1 protein-coding gene (cut by a window edge) is annotated in these 18,220 nt (G+C 62.8%); it reads right to left on the reverse strand.

Annotated features, from left to right (window positions below):
* Positions 1 to 18,156: the 5' portion of a non-ribosomal peptide synthetase gene (locus tag CD58_RS15500; protein ID WP_080712558.1), read on the reverse strand. It extends 10,947 nt beyond the left edge of the window; the window shows 18,156 of its 29,103 coding nt (coding positions 1–18,156); the start codon lies at positions 18,154 to 18,156; the stop codon falls past the left edge of the window.
* Positions 18,157 to 18,220 lie beyond the last annotated feature (64 nt).

Genomic DNA, 18,220 nt, shown 5'->3' on the forward strand with positions numbered 1-18,220 from the left:
GTTAAAGTCCGCATAACCGTTGTTGATCACCAGGCGATTGATCGCCCGGTGTGGCACCAGCACGCCTTTGGGTGTACCGGTGGAACCGGAGGTGTACATCACGTAGGCGATCGATTCGGCGCTTTGCAGCAGGTCAAGGTCGTCGGCAGCTTCGTCCGGCATCACGGTATCCAGGTCCACACGCAGCATGTCATCAGGCACCGTCGCCGTGCTCAGGGCCAACAGAATCCGGGCACCGCTGTCCTGCACCATGAACTGCTGGCGCTCCAGAGGCGCGCTGACATCCAACGGCACATAGACGGCGGCGCACTTGAGGATCGCCAACTGGCTGACCAGCAACTCGATCGAACGCTCCAACCCGATCGCCACCCTATCACCCGGTTGAATCCCCAGGCCGAGCAGATGACGGGCCAGGCGATTGGCCCGGCTATTCAACTCGGCGTAAGTCAGGCGCTGTTCGTTGTACACGACGGCCATCGCATCCGGACGCGCCTTGACCTGCGCCTCGAACAAGCCATGGACGGTCCTGTCCTGCGGATAGCGTCGAGTCGTCGCGTTGAAGCCCGTCAGCAGTTGTTGGCGCTCGGTGTGCGGCAGGACATCCAAAGCCTGCAAGCGCGAGGCCGGGCTGGACTCCAATGCGCTGGCCAGGCTTTGCAGCGCGGTTTCCATGTAGGCGCAGACCCGCTGCGCGCCGACCCCGGTCATGGCCAGGACGGTCAAGGCGAAGTCTTCACCCAAGTCGTCCACACACATCGTCAAGGGGTAGTTGGTGCGCGCTTCGCCACCCACCGTCTCAATGCCGTGCCAGGCCGACAGTGTTTGCGCTGCATCGGCCTGTTCACTGGAATTACGGTAGTTCAACAAGGCGCTGAACAGCGGCAGTGGCGCGACCACGCCGCTGCAGCGTTGGGCCAATGCCAGCGAGGCGTGCTCATGCCCCAACAGTGCAGTCAGGCGGCCATGAACCGCCTTGACGCCGGCCTTGACGCTTTGATCACCAACGTTCACACGAAGCGGCAAGGTATTGATGAACATGCCCAATGCCCGATCAGCCCCCTGGCCGCCCTGCATGCGGCCCATCAGAACCGTACCGAACACCACATCCTGCCTGCCGGACACCTGGCTCAGCACCTGGGCCCAAGCCAGGTGATGCAGGCTCGCCGCGCCCACACCCGACTGGCGCGCCAGACGACGCAGACGACTACTCAAGTCGCCATCGAGCACCAGGCTGGCTTGCTCGATGTCGTGGCCATCGCCCTGTACCTGTTGCAAGCCAAACGGCAGCGTGGGTTCGTCGACGTCACCGAGCATCTCGCGGAAGAACGCTTCCTGCGGCTCAAGATTCCCCCCCAGACGCGCCTGGGCCACGTAGTTACGATACGGTACCGGGGCGTCCAGCCCATCGACCTGCCCCAGCAGATGCGCCTGCATTTCCTGCTGCACCACTTTCAGCGCCGCATGATCGAGGGCGATGTGATGGAACAGCAGCATCGCTATCCAGCGCTGGTTGGGCTTGTCTTCGGCGAATGCCAGGCGCATGAGCGGTGCCTGGGTTATGTCCAGGCTGTAGTGCCGGGCGTCATAACGGCTGTGCAGCTGTTGGATGATCGCTCCGGCCTGCGGGTCTGGCAGGAATTCTTCGAGGCCCAACCGCGCTTCACGCCAGACCACTTGCTGAGGTTCATCGAGACCTTCCCACAGGATCGCGGTGCGCAAGATGTCATGGCGGTCGATGACGCTCTGCAAGGCCTGGACGAAGTCGTCGAGCCGTTGCCGGCTTTGCAAGGCAAACAGGGTCTGCAGCAGATAGGGGTCGCCCTGCTCGGCCGACAAGTGATGGTAGAGAATGCCTTCCTGCAACGGTGCCACCGGGTAAATCTCTTGCACGTTGCGTACGCCACCCGGCACCGTCGCGACGATGCGGTCGATCGCGTCCTGGTCGAGGTGGGTCAGCGTCAGCATGTCCGGCGTGATCCGCGTGCATTCGAGCGGGATGCCATTGGCCGGCACCACGATTTCGCTGCCGCCACCCACGGCTGCGGCCAGTGCGGTGAGGGTTGGCTGGCCGAACAGGACGCGCACGTCGGCGCTCAAACCGACCTGGCGCATGCGCTCGATCAACGTGACCGCCAGCAGGGAATGCCCGCCCAGTTCGAAGAAGTGATCGTGGCGGCCGATACGTTCGACCTTGAGCAAGTCCTGCCAGATCTGCGCCAGAGTGGTTTCGACTTCGCCTTGCGGGGCTTCATAGCCACGGGTGATCAGTGCGTCGAGGTCCGGTGCCGGCAGCGCCTTGCGGTCGAGCTTGCCGTTGGGGGTCAGTGGCAGTGCCTCGAGGCGCACGTAGGCCACCGGCACCATGTAAGCCGGCAGGTGTGTTTGCAGGTACGCACGCAGAGTTTCGATGTCTGATGTTTCGTCGGGCGAGTGTTGCGTGAAATAGGCGACCAGGCGTTTGTCACCCGGTACATCTTCGCGAGCCAGGACCACGGTTTCCTTGAGGCTTGGATGCTGGGCGAGCTTGGTTTCGATTTCGCCCAGTTCGATGCGGAAACCGCGGATTTTCACCTGGTCGTCGTTGCGGCCCAGGTATTCGATGTTGCCGTCAGGCAGATAGCGACCGAGATCACCAGTCCTATACATCCGGGCGTTGGCAGTGGCGCTGAACGGATCCTTGAGGAAGCGCTCGGCGGTGAGGTCATCGCGATTGAGGTAGCCGCGAGCCACACCAGCGCCGCCGATATAGATTTCACCCGGTATGCCCAGTGGTACGGGTTGCTTGTGTTCGTCCAGCAAGTAGAACTGGGTGTTGGCGACCGGTTTGCCGATGTGTGCGGCGAACCCGTCTTCGCGGGCCATCGATACCCAGCTGGAGTAAGTCGTGGTTTCCGAAGGACCGTAGAGGTTGCACAGGCGCTTGACCTGGGTCTGTTCGAACAGGTTTTCTACCAGACTGCGCTTGAGTGCTTCACCGGCGACGTTGACCGTGTCGACGCCCTCACCCACGCCACCCGATTCCAACAACGCCTTAAGCGCCGAAGGCACGGTGTTGATGAGGGTGATGTCGTGATCACCCTGTTGCAGTTCCAGCACATTAGTGACGACTTCGATGCTGCCACCCGAAGTCAGCGGCGCGAAGCACTCGTACACAGCCAAGTCGAAGTTCAGCGAGGTCGAAAAGAGGGTTTTCGCCAAGGTTTCGGCGTCGAACGAACGGTGCGCCCAGGTCAGGAAGTTCACCGTGTTGCGGTGTTCGATCATCACGCCCTTGGGCAGACCGGTCGAACCCGAGGTGTAGATCAAATAGGCCAGATGCGCCGAAGTCAGCTCAGCAATTTCTGGATTCAGGACGGATTCGTCCTGCCAAAGCTCGCTGTCGAGATTGATCACCGGCATCGAAGCATCCGCCAACAATCCAATGGTCGCAGCCTGCGCCAGCACTACGGCTGGAGCACTGTCTTCAAGCATGTAGGCAATCCGATCCAGCGGATACGCCGGATCCAGCGGCACATAACCACCGCCGGCCTTGAGGATCGCCAGCAAGCCCACGACCATGTCGATGCCACGCTCGACGCAAATCGCCACCCGCGAATCGGGGCGTACACCCTGCTTGCGCAGGTAATGCCCCAAGCGGTTGGCGCGCTCGTTCAGTTCCCAATAGCTCAGACGCCGCTCGCCATGGAGCATCGCGATAGCATCCGGCGTGCGTTGCACCTGCTCTTCGAACAATCCGTGGACGGTCTGCGACCGCGGATAATCCGCCTGCGTGGCGTTGAACGTCTCCAGCAGTTGCTCGCGCTCCGAGGCCGGCAGGATCGACAGTTGATGCAACGGCGCCTCTGGCGTCTGCTCCAGCATCTGAATCAGCGCCTCCAAGGTCTGCTGCACATACCCAGACAGACGCTGCGCCCCAATGCGCTCCGGGGTCATGACGGTGAAACTGAACCCCTCACCCTGGTCATCCACCGACAACATCAGCGGGTAGTTGGTCCGCTCTTCGCCACCGAGCACCTCGATACCGCTCCAGGCCGCCAGCGCCTCGGGCGAGGTGGTCACGGCGGAATGGCGGTAGTTGAGCAAGGCACTGAACAACGGCGTCGGTGCCTCCACGCCGCTGCAGCGTTGCGCCAGCGCCAACGAGGCGTGCTCATGGCCGAGCAAGGCCGTCAGTCGCGCATGGGTCGCTTTCACCCCGGCACGGACGGCGGTTTGCCCCACATTCACCCGCAACGGCAAGGTATTGATGAACATCCCCAGCGCGCGATCGGCCCCCTCGCCACCCTGCATCCGCCCCATTAACACGGTGCCGAACACAACGTCTTCGCGACCCGATACCCGGCCCAGCACCTGCGCCCAGACCAGGTGATACACACTCGCCGCGCTCACACCGAGCAGGCGCGCCTGGGCCCGCAACCGGCGGCTCAAGTCGGCGTCGACGTCCTGGCGAGCTTCTTCGATCCCGCTGCCATCGCCTTGCACATCCTGCAAGCCGAACGGCAGCGTCGGCTCATCGACATCGCCGAGCATGTCGCGGAAAAACCCTTCGTGGGCTTCGTGACTCACGCCCAGGCGCGCCTGGGCCACATAGTTGCGATACGGCATCGCGGCGCCCAACTGGTCCGCCTGCCCCAACAGATAAGCCTGCATTTCCTGCTGCACCACTTCCAGCGCGGTGTGGTCCAGGGCCATGTGGTGGAACAGCAATAGCGCCAGCCAGCGGTCGTTAACCGTGTCTTGGGTATAAACAAGTTGCAGCATGGGTGCCCGGGTCATATCCAGGCGGTGGTGCCGCGAATCGAAGCGCTCGTACAGCTGCGCCGCAACGTCACCGCCGGCAGGATCCAGCACGGCCTCTTGCTGGATCAGCAAGGCTTGGCGCCAGACAACCTGCACCGGTTGCTCGAAGCCTTCCCAAAGCACTGAAGTGCGGAGAATGTCGTGACGGTCGATGACTTTTTGCAATGCATAGGAGAAGTCGTCCAGGCGCCCGCGGTTTTCAAAGGCGAACTGAGTCTGGAGCACATAGGGGTCGCCCTGCTCGGCGGCGAGGTGATGGTAAAGAATGCCTTCTTGCAGCGGCGCCAGCGGATAGATGTCCTGCACATTGCCCAGACCGCCCGGGACCGTCGACGCGATACGGTCGATAGCATCCTGGTCCAGATTGACCAGCGGCAGCATGTCCGGGGTGATGTGTTGGCAATTCGCCGGAATCCGGTTCGCCGGGACACTCACCTCACTGCCATTGCCGACCGCCGCGGCCAGGGCGGCCAATGTGGATTGGCTGAACAGCACGCGCACATCGGCACTCAGCCCCGCCTGGCGCATCCGCTCGATCAGGCTGACCGCCAGCAGGGAATGGCCGCCCAGTTCGAAGAAGTGATCGTGACGCCCCACTTGCTCGACCTTGAGCAGGTCGGCCCAGATCCGCGCCAGCAGTGTTTCGACTTCGCCTTGCGGGGCTTCATAGCCACGACTTGAATAGGCATCACTGTCAGGGACCGGCAAAGCCCGGCGGTCGAGCTTGCCGTTCGGGGTCAGCGGCAACGTGTCCAATTGCACGTAGGCCGACGGCACCATGTGCCTGGGCAGGTGCACCTGCAACTGTTCACGCAGACTGTCAGCCGTCAGCGCCTGATCCAAGGTGTCGTGCGCCGTGTAATACGCCACCAGGCGCTTGTCATCCGACGCTTCACCCAGCGCGACGACAACGGCCTCTCGTACACCGGGGCAAGCGCCGAGCCTGGCCTCGATTTCACCCAATTCAATGCGCAAGCCACGGATCTTCAGTTGGCTGTCGTTGCGCCCCAGATAGTCGATGTTTCCGTCCGGCGAATAGCGCCCCAAGTCACCGGTGCGATACATCCTCGCGTCCTGCGCAGGGCTGAACGGATCCTTCACAAAGCGCTCGGCGGTCAGCTGCGGACGGTTCAAATAACCCCGTGCAACCCCGGCACCGCCGATATACAGCTCACCTGCCACGCCGGTCGGAACCGGTTGCAGGTGCGCATCGAGCAGGTAGACCCGTGTGTTGGCCACCGGTTTGCCGATATGCAATACCGCCTGCGAGGCATCGATCCGCCCCGAGGTGGCGACCACGGTCGTTTCCGTCGGGCCGTAATTGTTGATCAACTCGAAGGGCAGATCGACAGGCAGTTTGCGCAGACGATCGCCACCGATCAGCAGCGTGCGCAACTGGCCGTGACCCGGGTTGCGGCCAAATGCGTACTCGGCAATGGGCGTGGGCAGGAAGCACACGTCCAGCACCTGGGCCTGCCACCAGTCGAGCAGCGCATCGACATCCTCGCTGCCCGCATGGGCCGGAGGTAGCAACAACGTCGCACCGGCGCACAGCGAAGGCCAGACTTCCCAGGCCGCCGCATCGAAACCGAAACCGGCGACACTGGAGGTGCGACTGCCGCGTTTAACCTCAAAGGCCTGACAATGCCAAGCCACCAGATTACTGAGGTTACGATGCTCGACCATCACCCCCTTGGGCAGACCGGTCGACCCGGAGGTGTAGATCACATACACCAGATGGCTGGAATCGAGACCCGGCACCTGGGGATTGGAGACGGATTCGTCCTGCCAATCGCCGCTATCGAGATCGATCACGGGCACTGACGCGTCGCCCAACAAGCCATGGGTAGCGCTCTGCGCCAACACCGCAACCGGTGCACTGTCCTGCAACAGGTAGGCGATACGTTCCACCGGGTAGGCCGAATCGACAGGGACATACCCCGCACCGGACTTCAGGATGCCCAATAGGCCAACGATCATGTCCAGGCTGCGCTCGACACAGATCGCCACCCGATCGTCCGGACGCACACCCAAGGCCAACAAGCGATGCGCAACCTGGTTTGCCCGGGCGTTGAGTTCACAGTAGGTCAGCGTCTTGTCTTCATAGACCACCGCCACCGCTTGGGGCTGCGCCGCGACCTGGGCTTCGAACTGCTGATGGATCAGCGCGTCATGGGCATACGCCGCGTCAGTCGCATTCCAGGTTTCGAGCAGTTGCTTGCGTTCGGCCGCCGGCAAGATCGCCAGGCTGTGCAACGGTGCCTGGGGCGAGTGCTCCAGCGCATCGGCCAGGTTTTCCAACGCCACCTGCATGTAGCTACAGAGGCGTTGGGCACCGATTCGGGATTCGACCTGGGCCGTCAGGCTGAAGCCTTCACCCAGGTCATCGACGCTCATGGTCAGCGGATAATTGGTGCGCTCTTCGCCACCGAGTGCCTCGATCCCTTGCCAGGCCGACGACGTGTGTAACGCGATGGGCTCGGCGAGCGAATGACGGTAATTGAGCAACGCGCTGAACAACGGCGTCGGTGCCGTCACGCCGCTGCAACGCTGGGCCAACGCCAGGGAGGCATGTTCGTGCCCCAACAAGCCGGTCAGCCGCGCATGCGTCGCCAGTACCCCGTCGCGCACGCTTTGCCCACCGAGCTGCACACCGATCGGCAAGGTATTGATGAACATGCCCAATGCCCGGTCGGCCCCCTCGCCGCCCTGCATCCGCCCCATCAATACCGTACCGAACACCACGTCTTCTCTGCCCGAGACCCGGCCCAACACCTGGGCCCAGGCCAAATGATGCAAGGCGGCCGCGCTCACCCCCAGGCGACGGGCCTGGGTGCGCAGGCGTTGACTCAAATCAGGCGCGATGTCTTGCCGCGCTTCCTCCATGCCGTTGCCATCGCCGCGAACATCCTGCAGGCCGAACGGCAGCGTCGGCTCGTCGATGTTCCCCAGCATTTCCCGGAAAAACACCTCGTGTTCTTCACGACTCACACCCAGGCAGGCCTGGGCCACGTAGTTGCGGTATGGCACCGCCTCGCCCAACTGGCCGTCCTGCCCCAACAGGTGGGCCTGCATTTCGTGCCGCACCACTTCCAGCGCCGTATGGTCAAGCGCCATGTGATGGAACAGCAGGCTCGCCACCCAACGCCGGTTGGTCGAGTCCTCGGCAAACCGGATGCACATCAGCGGGGCCTGGCGGATATCCAGGCGATGATGGCTGGCGTCAAAGCGTGCCTTCAGTTGGCTGGCGATATCGCCGTCGTCATGACTGAGGCGCACGTGCTCAACGCCCAGTACTGCCTTGCGCCAGACCACTTGCACCGGCTCGTCCAGCCCTTCCCAGGCCATGGAGGTGCGCAGGATGTCATGGCGATCGACCACGCCCTGCAGGGCCTGAGTGAAACGCTCGATACGTTCGTGGCTGTCAAAAGCGAACTGCGCTTGCAAGACATAGGGATCGCCCTGCCCGGCGGCGAGGTGATGGTAGAGAATGCCTTCCTGCAGCGGCGCCAGCGGATAGATGTCCTGCACATTGCGTACACCGCCGGGTATTGCCGCGACGATGCGGTCGATGGCGTCCTGGCTCAACGCTGCCAGGGGCAGCATGGCCGGCGTGATGTGTTGGCAATCCAAGGGAATCAGGTTCGCCGGAACGCTGACCTCGTTGTCAGCATGACCGACCGCCGCTGCCAGCGCAGCCAGGGTGGGCTGACTGAATAGAACGCGCACGTCCGCACTCAAACCGACCTGGCGCATGCGCTCGATCAACGTGACCGCCAGCAGGGAATGCCCGCCCAGTTCGAAGAAATGATCGTGACGACCGACTTGTTCCAGGCCCAACAGGTCTTGCCAGATCTGCGCCAGGGTGCTTTCGGCTTCGCCTTGCGGGGCTTCGTAGCCGCGGGTGATCAGCGCGTCGAGGTCCGGTGCAGGAAGTGCCTTGCGGTCGAGTTTGCCGTTGGGAGTCAGTGGCAGTGCCTCGAGGCGGACGTAGGCCATTGGCACCATGTATTCCGGCAGTTGCGCTTGCAGGTGCGTACGCAAGGCTTCGATGTCGACCGTCTCGTCTGGCGAGTGTTGGGTGAAATAGGCGACCAGGCGCTTGTCACCCGGTACGTCCTCCCGGGCCAGGACCACGGTTTCCTTGAGGTTTGGAGACTGGGCGAGTTTGGCTTCGATCTCACCCAACTCGATGCGGAAACCACGGATTTTCACCTGGTCGTCGTTGCGGCCCAGGTATTCGATGTCGCCGTCCGGCAGATAACGACCGAGATCACCAGTCCTATACATCCGGGCGTTGGCAGTGGTGCTGAACGGATCCTTGAGGAAGCGCTCGGCGGTCAGGTCGTCACGATTGAGGTAGCCGCGAGCCACGCCGGCACCACCAATGTAGATTTCTCCTGGCACGCCCAGTGGCACCGGTTGCTGGTGCTCATCCAGCAAGTAGAACTGTGTATTCGCCACCGGCTTGCCGATGTGTGCGGCGAACCCGTCTTCGCGGGCCATCGATACCCAGCTTGAATAGGTCGTGGTTTCCGAAGGGCCGTAGAGGTTGCACAGGCGTTTGACCTGGGTCTGTTCGAACAGCGCCTCCACCAGGCTGCGCTTGAGTGCTTCACCGGCGACGTTGACCGTGTCGACGCCCTCACCCAGCCCGCCCGACTCCAGCAAGGCCTTGAGCGCCGAAGGCACGGTGTTGATCAGCGTGATGTCGTGCTCGCCCTGTTGCAGTTCCAGCACGTTGGTGACGACTTCGATGCTGCCGCCCGAGGTCAGCGGCGCAAAGCATTCATAGACAGCCAAGTCGAAGTTCAACGAGGTCGAGAACAAGGTTTTCGACAGTGTTTCGGCATCGAACGAACGATGCGCCCAAGTGAGGAAGTTCACCGTGTTGCGGTGTTCGATCATCACGCCCTTGGGCAGACCGGTCGAACCGGAGGTGTAGATCAGGTAGGCCAGATGCGCCGAAGTCAGCCCAGCAATTTCTGGATTCAAGGCGGATTCGTCCTGCCACAGGCCGCTATCCAGATTGATCACTGGCATCGAGGCAGCAGCCAACAGTCCAATCGTTGCCGGCTGCGCCAACACCGCCGCCGGGGCACTGTCTTCAAGCATGTAGGCAATCCGATCCAGCGGATAAGCCGGATCCAGCGGCACATAACCACCACCGGCCTTCAGAATGGCCAGCAAACCCACGACCATATCGAGGCCACGCTCAACGCAGATCGCCACCCGCGAATCGGGCTCTACGCCCTGCTTGCGCAGGTAGTGCGCCAAGCGGTTGGCGCGCTCGTTCAGTTCCCAATAGCTCAGACGCCGCTCGCCATGGAGCGCCGCGATAGCATCCGGCGTGCGTTGCACCTGGTCTTCGAACAGTCCGTGGACGGTCTGTGCCTGCGGGTAATCGGCCTCGGTGGCGTTGAAATCCCGCACAAGCTGTGTGCGTTCGTCCTCCGGCAGGATATCCAGGTCATTGAGGGTCGATTGGGGAGCCAACTCCAGCGCATCCACCAGGCTCGCCAGGGCTTTGTGCATATAAGCGCCGACCTGCCGCGCATCGACCGCGCCAGCCGTCTGCACGCTCAACAGGAATCCTTCGCCCTGGTCATCCACCGACAACATGCACGGATAGTTGGTCCGTTCCATGACGGCCAGCACCTGCGTACCGGCCCAACGCTCGATGCCGTCGTTGTCCTGGAGCGGGCTATGGCGGTAGTTCAGCAAGGCGCTGAACAGCGGCAACGAAGCCGGCACGCCACTGCAACGCTGGGCCAGGGCCAGCGAGGCATGTTCATGGCCAAGCAAGGCTGTCAGCCGCTCATGGGTCGCCTTGACCCCGCTGCGTACATCCTGATCGCCCACATTCACTCGCAACGGCAAGGTATTGATGAACATGCCCAGGGCGCGATCCGAACCTTCGCCGCTCTGCATGCGGCCCAGCAGCACCGTCCCAAAGACCACGTCTTCGCGGCCGGACAAGCGCCCCAGCACCCTGGCCCACGCCAGGTGATGCAGGGACGCCGCGCTCACGCCCAGTTGCCGGGCCTGACGCCGCAGACGCAGGCACAGCGCTGCATCGAGGTTCAGCTTGACCTCTTCGATGCCGCGACCATCGCCCTGAACTTCACGCAGCCCGAATGGCAGCGTCGGCTCTTCCACGTCAGCCAGCATGTCGCGGAAGAAACCTTCGTGTTGCTCGCGGCTCACGCCCAGCAGGGTCTGCGCCACGTAATTGCGGTAAGGCATGGCCACGTCCAGACGGTCGCTTTCACCGCTGAGGAACGCCTGCATTTCATCCTGCATCACATCGAGCGCCGTGTGGTCCAGGGCAATGTGGTGGAACAGCAGGATCGCGACCCAGCGCTGATGGACACTGTCCCAGGAGCAGGCCAGACGCATCAGGGGCGCATTGCCCAGGTCCAGGCGACAGTGGCGAGGATCGAATCGTTCCTGCAGTTGTGTGGCGATATCACCCTGGACCGGATCCAGCAGCTGTTCTTCGAGCACCAGCCGGGTGCTGCGCAGTACCACTTGCAACGGCACATCGAGGCCTTCCCAGAGCACGGCGGTCCTGAGGATATCGTGCCGATCGATCACTGCCTGCAAGGCCCGGACAAAGTCGTCGAGCTGAGCGCGACTGTCCATGGCGAACGCGGCTTGCAGCAGATAGGGGTCGCCCCCTTCTGCGGCAATGTGGTGGTAGAGAATCCCCTCTTGCAGCGGGGCCAGCGGGTAAATGTCCTGCACATTGCCAACCCCGCCCGGGACGCTCTCGACTAGGCGGTCGATGGTTTCCTGGCTCAGCGTCACCAGCGTCAGCATGGCCGGGGTAATCCGTTCGCAACCGGCGGGGATGCCATTGTCCGGCACCACAACATCCGTACGCCCCCCTACCGCCGCCGCCAGCGCAGCCAGGGTCGGTTGACCGAACAGCACCCGCACGTCGGCATTGAGGCCGGCCTGGCGCATGCGCTCGATCAGTTTCACGGCCAGCAGCGAATGCCCGCCCAGTTCGAAGAAGTGATCGTGCCGCCCCACCCGCTCCACCCCGAGGACTTCGCTCCACAGCCGCGCCAGCACGGCTTCCACCTCGCCCAGAGGCGCTTCGTAGGCCCGACTGGCAAAGGCGTCCACCTCGGGTGCCGGCAGTGCGCGACGGTCGAGTTTGCCGTTGGCTGACAGCGGCAGTTTGTCCAGTCGTACATAGGCGGCCGGGACCATGTAGTCCGGCAAGAGCGCCTGAAGATGGGAGCGCAGCGCGTCGGCGTCAGGCGCCAGGTCTGCCACCGGGACGGTGAAGTACGCCACCAGGCGCTTGTCGCCTGGGCTGTCTTCCCGAGCGATGACAGCGGCCTCTTTCACACCCGGATGCTGGCAAAGCCTGGCTTCGACTTCACCCAGTTCGACGCGGAAACCACGAATCTTGATCTGGTCGTCATTGCGCCCCAGGTATTCGATGCAGCCATCGGGCTGGTAGCGCCCCAGGTCACCGGTCTTGTACAGGCGTGCCTGTCCATCCGTGGCGAACGGGTCGCGAATGAAACGCTCGGCACTCAAGTCATCACGGTTCAGATAGCCACGGGCCACGCAGACGCCGCCGATGTGAATCTCGCCCGCCACGCCCGCTGGCACCGGCCGCAGGTGTTCGTCCAACAGATAGATCCGCGTATTGGCCACCGGGCGGCCGATGGCCGGCAGCGTTGGCCAGGATGCGACATCGTCGGGCAATGTCAGCGCGGTGGTGACGTGGGATTCGGTCGGTCCGTAGTGGTTGTGCAGGCGGCAGCCGTCCAGGCGTTCGAAGAAGGCACGGATCTGTGGCGTGATGCGCAGTTGCTCGCCTGCGGTGATGACATCCCGCAGCTCGCAGGCCAACGGCCCATTCTGTCCCTCGCCAACCACCGCCTCGGCCAACGCCTGCAAGGCGATGCAAGGCAGGTAGAGACGCTCGATGCGTTGCTCGCGGATGTGTTGGAACAGCTGGTGGAAGTTCAGACGGAGGTCGGCATGGATCAGCGACAGTTCGCCACCGGCGCACAAGGTACTGAAAATTTCCTGGAACGCCACGTCGAAGCCCAGGGCGGCGAACTGCAACGTGCGTGCGGTATCCCGGCCCTGCTGCGCCGCCTGTGCGATTTGCCACTGCATCAGGTTGACCAGGGCACGGTGCGCCATGGCCACGCCCTTGGGCTGGCCAGTGGAACCCGAGGTATAGATGACATACGCAAGGCTATCGGGATTGAGCCCGTTCGCGTCCGGGTTGGTGGACAGCTGGGCGCTGATGCCGGCGGCATCGCGCTCTTCGGCGTCAAGCAGCAACACCGGTACGTTCGCCTGTGGGAAACGCGCTAGCAAATCGCGCTGGGTGAGCAGCACCTTGGGCGCGCTGTCGTCCAGCATGTAGGCCAGGCGCTCGCTCGGATAGGCTGGGTCCAGCGGCACATAGCCGGCGCCCGCCTTGAGGATACCCACCAGCCCCGCGACCATTTCCAGACTGCGATCCACGCAAATCGCCACGCGATCGTCGGCGCGGATACCGTGCTCGATCAGGCAATGGGCAATCTGGTTGGCCAGTCGATTCAGTTCAGCGTAACTCAGGCTCTGTCCCTGATAAGTCAGTGCGACAGCCTCCGGCTGGACCAGGACTTGCGCCTCGAACAGTTGATGAATCAGCAATCCCGCCGGGTAAGTCGCATCGAAGGCATTGAAGTCCTCGATCAATTGCCGGCGCTCGCTGGCGGGTACAACGTTCAGCTGGTGCAGCGGTGTGTTCACATCCTGATCAAGCGCATCGGCCAGCGCTTCGAGCACGGCGTGCATGTAAGCGCAAACGCGCTGGGCGCCGATGCCGGCCACCGCTTGCACCGTCAGCCCGAACGATTCGCCCAGGTCGTCCACCGACAGCGACAGCGGGTAATTGGTCCGTTCTTCGCCCCCGAGGATCTCCACCCCGGCCCAGGTGCGGGCCTGGCCTGCCTCCGCCGGGGCCTGCGCGGCCACGGCGGTTTGCCGGTAGTTCATCAACGCACTGAACAGCGGCGTTGGCGCGGCGACGCCACTGCAACGCTGCGCCAGGGACAACGGCGCATGCTCGTGTCCCAGCAGCGCCGCCAGTCGCCCATGGGTGGTCTTCAGCGCGGCCAATACACCCTGGGCACCCGCCTCGACGCGCAAGGGCAGCGTGTTGACGAACATGCCCAAGGCATGCCCTTCGTCCTGTCCGCTGTGCAGGCGGCCCATCAACACCGTGCCGAACACCACGTCCTGGCGCCCGGACAAACGCCCCACCACCTGGCCCCAGGCCAAATGGTGCAGGCTCGCCGTGCTCACTCCCAGGCGTCGGGCCTGGGTGCGCAGGCGCTGGGTCAGCTCACCAGCCAGCGCCAGCGAAGCCTCCTCGATACCGCTGCCGTCGCCCTGCACATCCTGCAGACCGAATGGCAGCGTCGGCTCGTCGACATCCCCCAGCATCTCGCTGAAGAATGCCTCATGTTGCTCGGGATCGCTGCCCAAGCGAATCTGCGCCACGTAATTGCGGTAAGGCACCGAGACCGGCAATTTTGCCGCGCGGTTTTCCTGGTGCGCCTCGATTTCCTTGCCCAGCATGCCCAGGGAGGTCGCGTCGTCGATCAGGTGGTGGAACAGCAGTACCGCCACCCAACTGCCGTTGGCGACGTCTTCGGCAAAATGGAGGCGCATCATCGGCGCCTGACGCAGGTCGAAGCGGGTATGCCGAGGGTCGAAGCGGGCCTGCAATTGGCCGGCAATGTCCCCCTCGGCCTCATCCAGGGCCAGTTCTTCCACCTTCAGCCGGGCTTCACGCCACACCACCTGCACCGCCTCATCGAGGCCTTCCCACATCACTGAAGTGCGCAGGATGTCGTGCCGCGCAATCACCGCCTGCAAGGCCTGCACGAAAGCATCCAGCTGGTCACGACTGCCCACGCGTAACAGGGCCTGCAACAGGTAGGGATCGCCCTGTGTGGTCGCCAGGTGGTGATACAGGATGCCTTCCTGCAACGGCACCAGCCCGTAGATATCCTGCACGTTGCCCACGCCGCCCGGTACGGTCGCGACAATCCGGTCGATCTCCGCCTGGGTCAGCGTTGCCAGCGGCAGCATGTCCGGCGTGATGCGCTCGGCATCGAGGGCAATGGCATTGTCCGGTACGACGATGCCCCCGCCGGTATCCGTGGCGGCGGCCAATGTCGCCAGCGTCGGCTGGCCGAACAGCACCCCCACATCGACATGCAAGTTGACCTGGCGCATGCGCTCGATCAGCTTGACCGCCAGCAGCGAGTGACCACCCAACTCGAAGAATCGGTCGTGCCGTCCCACCTGCTCCACACCGAGCAGTTCAGCCCATAGCCCGGCCAGGGTGATTTCCACATCGCCTGCCGGAGCTTCGTAGGTGCGACGGGCATAGGCTTCTGAATCGGGCGCCGGCAACGCCTTGCGATCGAGCTTGCCGTTGGTAGTCAGCGGGAACGCATCAAGGACCACGAACGCGCTCGGCACCATGTAGTCCGTCAAGGAACCCAGCAGCTTGGAACGCAGTTCGATGGCCGACAGTCGCGCGCCTTCGTCGGCGATCAGATAGGCCACCAAACGTTGATCGCCCGGTGCATCCTCACGCGCGATCACTACCACCTCGCGTACGTCGTCGCACGCCATCAGCTTCGCCTCGATCTCGCCCAGCTCGATGCGGAAACCGCGGATCTTCACCTGTTCGTCGTTGCGCCCCAGGTATTGCAGCTCACCGTTGTCCAGCCAGCGGCCAAGATCGCCCGTGCGATACATCCGTGCGTGTGCCGAGCCGTCGAACGGGTCAGCGATGAACCGGGTTTCATTGAGCTGTGGCCGATTCAAATAGCCCCGTGCCACGCCAGCGCCGCCGACATACAACTCGCCCTCCATGCCCACGGGCACCGGCTGGCCAAGTTGATCGAGCAGGTACAGGCGCAAGTCAGGAATACGCTTACCGATGGGGCTGACACCGACCAGCTGCGCATCGGCCGGGCACAATGCCCGGTAGGTCACGTGCACCGTGGTTTCGGTAATGCCGTACATGTTGACCAGTTGCGTCCGGGCATTGGCCTCGCGGGCATACCACGGCTTGAGAATCCCGGTTTCCAGCGCTTCACCGCCGAAAATAACCTGCCGCAGGTGGTGGCTCAGGTCGCTTTCGCCCTGGGCCGCAATCAACTGACGGAAAGCGCTCGGTGTCTGGTTCAGCACCGTGACACCGGCTTCGCAGATCAGCGCATAACAGTCCTGCGGTGAACGGCTGACCAGCTGCGGCACCACCAGCAAGCGGCCGCCATGGGTCAATGCGCCCCAGATTTCCCAGACCGAGAAATCGAAGGCAAACGAGTGGAACAAGGCCCACACGTCTTGCGGTCCGAAATCGAACCAGGCCTGCGTCGCCGAAAACAGCCGGGCGACATTGCGGTGCTCGACCATCACCCCCTTGGGCAGGCCGGTCGAGCCCGAGGTGTAAATCACGTAGGCCAAGTGATGCGGTGTCAGCGCCGCAATGTCGGGGTTGTGCTGCGGCTGCGCGGCAATACCCGCGGCCTCCGGCTGATCAAGCAGAAGCACCGGGACGGCCAGCGCCGGCAGTTGCACCGGCAGCGCCGATTGAGTGAGCAAAGCCACCGGCGCACTGTCGTCGAGCATGAATGCCAGTCGCTCCCGGGGATAGGCCGGGTCCAGCGGTACATAGCCGGCACCGGATTTCAGGATGCCCAACAGGCCGACGATCATGTCCAGGCCGCGCTCGACACAGATCGCGACCCGGTCGTCCGGGCGAATCCCCAGTGACAACAGGCGATGGGCAACCTGGTTCGCCCGAGCATTGAGTTCGCCGTAGGTCAGTTTCTGGTCTTGATACACCACTGCCAGCGCGTCGGGTTGCGCGGCCGCGTGCACTTCGAACAGGCCGTGGATCGTGCAGTCATGCTCATAGTGCTGTCCATCGTTCGCGTTCCAGGCCTGTAGCTGACGGGCTTCGGTCGGGGTCGGCAGCACGAATCCCTGGATTGGCAACGTGTCGTCGCGCAACCCTTGCTCCAATACATGCATGAAGCGGTCGGCCATTGCCTCGATTTCACCCGGCTGGAAGTACGCTTCGTTGTAGATCCAGTGCAGCCAGGCATGGTCGTCGTTCGGGTTGCTCCTGACATGGATAGCCAACGGCATCTGCTCATGACCATTCGAGCACTTCACCGAGCGGGCGGGGGTTTGCCCGAACATAAACTGGTGATCGTCCAGTTCGTAGGAGAACGACACGTCGAACAACTGGGCGCGGTTGTCCCGTAGCAGTTCCAGCGAGCGGTTCATGTCGCTCAGGGGAAATCGTTGGTTGCGATAGTCCTGCTTGAGCGTGCGCGTCACCTCGTGGACCAGTTCGCCGAACGACAAGTCGGCGCTGAATCGCAGCCGCACGGCGCTCACTTGAGTGAACATGCCCATGGTCTTCTTGAAGGCCGCATTGGAGCGATTCAGGATCGGCAAGCCGATCACCAGGTCTTCACGCTGGGTGGTACGGGCAAAAAAAACATACAGCGCGGCGAGCAGCACAGCGGAGCGTGACGATTTATGCGCCTGCGCCAGCACGTCGATCCGCTCATTCAACGTTTGCGCATAGCGCCATACGGCATGGCGGCTGGGGGCCAAGCCATTGGGGTAGCGATCACGGTCGCGGGCGACGAATAGCGGTGGCGGGACATCCTGATATTTTTCCAGCCAGTATTGCTGCTCACGCACGAAACGGGGGGAATCGCGATAGCGGGTATCGTCCTGGATGAACTCCACATACGAAGGCGCTGATACATCAGGCAACGGGTGACTTCCCAGCGCCGTGTAAAGCTCGCCGAGTTCCTTGAACATCAAGCCGATGCTCCACCCATCCAGGACAATGTGGTGAACCTGAATGACGAAATAGAACGAGACCTCATTGAGTTTGAGCAGGTCGAAGCGATACAGATCGCCGCCGTTCAGCGGGAACGCATTCGCCATCCCTTGCGCGACCCATTCCTGTGCCGATGCCTCTGGATCGGAGCGATCAGAAAAATCACGCACAGGAACCTGTACCGTCAGCGTATCGACCAGCCTCTGCATGGGCATGCCACCGGTGCCAGCGTCCAGGAGCAGTACCGTACGCAGGGCGTCGTGTTTCTGTACCAACAGGTCGACCGCCTGCTGGAAGCGTTCGGGGTCGACGGGACCTTCGATATGGAGATAGCCACCGATGTTGTACAAAGGTGAATCGCCCTTGGTCATCTGGTCCAGCCAGATGTCCCGTTGGGCTGCCGTCAGGGGATAGATTGCTGAAAGTTCAAGGGACTGATTCATACCCGCGCCCCCGACACCAGAATGCCCGTCGATAGCGGGCCGCACTGAGTTACAACAACGTCAT

The organism is Pseudomonas brassicacearum, assembly GCF_000585995.1.
Classification (GTDB): Bacteria; Pseudomonadota; Gammaproteobacteria; order Pseudomonadales; family Pseudomonadaceae; genus Aquipseudomonas; species Aquipseudomonas brassicacearum_A.